The sequence below is a fragment of the uncultured Oceanicoccus sp. genome (assembly GCF_963968385.1).
GTDB lineage: Bacteria > Pseudomonadota > Gammaproteobacteria > Pseudomonadales > Dasaniaceae > Oceanicoccus.
This window is the reverse complement of the sequence record NZ_CAXAHB010000142.1, coordinates 1-2100: the sequence shown is the minus strand read 5'-3', so window position 1 is coordinate 2100 and position 2100 is coordinate 1. Positions and strand designations below refer to the sequence as shown.

The window sequence follows — 2100 nt, the reverse complement described above, 5'->3', positions numbered from 1 at the left end:
TTTTCCTCCAAAGGAAATTGTTTAATTATTGTTTTAGTACAAAAAAGTTATCGGGATTAATAGCTTCAGCCCCGTTGGGTGCTGATGCTTTGAACCTAATAAATTTTCCTTTTTCATTAGTTAAAAACCATACAGACTGCGTATTGATTAATGACTATTCGGTTTAAACGACCACGTTAAGCTTGACATTACTGTGTAGTTTTTCGCGTTTGATGCTGACTTGATTCCATAGTTCTTGCGGGTTAGAAAACTTGCCGCGAGTATGGGTTTCAGTATCTTCCACTACACCGATCACGCTATTACTGTCGTTTTTATAAATACGAACAATATAGCTTTTGTCCATAAGGTCTCCTCTATTGTTGTGGTTGCTGTTTGTTTGAACACAGGCATAGATTACGGTGTGACTAGGTACATATAGGGTACGAATAGACGAGTTATTTAAAAAAGTTATAAATTAGGCGACAGCCATTACAGAATCAGGGAGAAACTATTGATACAGGAAAAGATAAATCTAATGTTAAGCAAGGTTTTTGTTTATAGCTGGATGAATCTTACAGATTGGGTACACTTGTTGTAGCTGAGCAAGAGCTATTGATAATCAGCTGGAAGGTTTAAATACAAGGGATTGATTAATATTTATAGACCAAGTCGTTTGTATCACAATTTAATTGCTTAACAGCATAAGCCAACTTGATAAAAACTTTTGCCATAACCGATTGCCTCGAACCCCTTCTATATAGTTATTGATAACAAACTAATAACAATAGTTGATATCTAACTGAAGGCTCAAAGGGTAATTATGATTAATGAATTGCGCCGCAGGCGCTGATGATATGCCGCTCAGGTAAAACAGCTTATAGGTAAGATGGATAGTCAATAATGGGGGGGTTAGCTAGTAAATCAGTGAATCTTACTTGGGCACACTGGTTTTAGTTTCAGTAGCGTTGCTATTAATCAGCGCCAGTGTTTCTGCGCCAGGCATAATGCCTAACACTGAGGTGAGTATTGTTTTGCATTGTTTATAGATTGAATGAGCTTCTGCATCACGCCCCATTTGTTTATAGCAACGGATAGCACCTTGATAGAAGCCTTCTTGTAACTCATCGATTTCAATACCTTTCATATAAGCTTGGATGGCAAACTCATAATAATGGTTATCGACTAACTGAGCGCCCAGCTGATCAATATGGTTGAGTATTTTGCGCCGAATTTGTTCACTCGTCGATAACTCCCATGTGGATGAGCCATAGCTATAGAAAGGACCACGGTATAAAGCCAATGCTCTATCGGTATATGACCATGCTTTAGCCAATTGATTGTGTTTAATGCACTGACTGGCTTGTAATAAATAAGCGTCCAAGCACCTTTTGTCAGTCCAGCAATGCGTTTGGGATAGCGATAATTTGCCTTGCGATTGAGTGACAATAGTGGAGCCGACTAGCTGCCGTAGTCGATGCAATGTAGTTGATAGTGCCTGCTGGGCATCGTCCCCTTCAGCGTCCGGCCAAAGTGTCTGCGCAAGCTGATCTTTGCTGACACCTATTTCACCAAATGCCACCAACGCTTTTAATAGCTGCAATTGTTTGATGGGGGCTTTACCTAAAAACTGTAAGGGTTGTCCCTCTATTTGAATGGAAAATTGACCTAGTGAATAGATTTTGAGTGGCCAAGGCCAATTTTCTAATACGGAGGCTGCTTTGGTTGGCGCTATATTATTGGCCAAAATCAAGCGCTGCGCTGCTTCTGCATCGGTATTAGTTTCCAGCGCGTTAGTGCACAAACGAGCAAGGTCGCTCATTAGTGATTGGTCCTGATCCAGATTGGCATATCGCTCTGACGCGGTACCATTATCCGATCTGGTCGTCTTTGGATTCGCTATTTTTTTCATGATTGCAATGGCTAAGCACGCTAAAACATTAACGTTAAGCGATTAGTCATTTAGGCAATAAAGGCAATAAAGCCGTTGCCTAGATCACAAAAAGGGGTGATGGATAATAGCGTTTTAATACTGGACTGCGTTTTTGCATGATGGTGTTTCCTTCTCAAGGGATTAATTTATTGTTTTTTTTAGTTTTTATTATCAATTTTCGGCTTATTTTA

Annotated in this window: 2 protein-coding genes; both read right to left on the bottom strand. The window is 39.8% G+C overall.

What is annotated here, in order from left to right:
• Positions 1 to 163 precede the first annotated feature (163 nt).
• Positions 164 to 343 (bottom strand): hypothetical protein, encoded by a 180-nt coding sequence (locus AACP44_RS09120; RefSeq protein WP_339340216.1) that lies wholly within the window; start codon positions 341 to 343, stop codon positions 164 to 166.
• A gap of 567 nt (positions 344 to 910) precedes the next feature.
• Positions 911 to 1798, bottom strand: a complete 888-nt coding sequence (locus tag AACP44_RS09115; protein ID WP_339340215.1) for a BTAD domain-containing putative transcriptional regulator — start codon at positions 1796 to 1798, stop codon at positions 911 to 913.
• Between the last annotated feature and the right edge of the window lie 302 nt (positions 1799 to 2100).

Bases quoted from the DNA above. Each gene is read 5' to 3' on its own strand.
- AACP44_RS09115 (WP_339340215.1), bottom strand. From the start codon at position 1,798: ATGAGCGACCTTGCTCGTTTGTGCACTAACGCGCTGGAAACTAATACC.
- AACP44_RS09120 (WP_339340216.1), bottom strand. From the start codon at position 343: ATGGACAAAAGCTATATTGTTCGTATTTATAAAAACGACAGTAATAGC.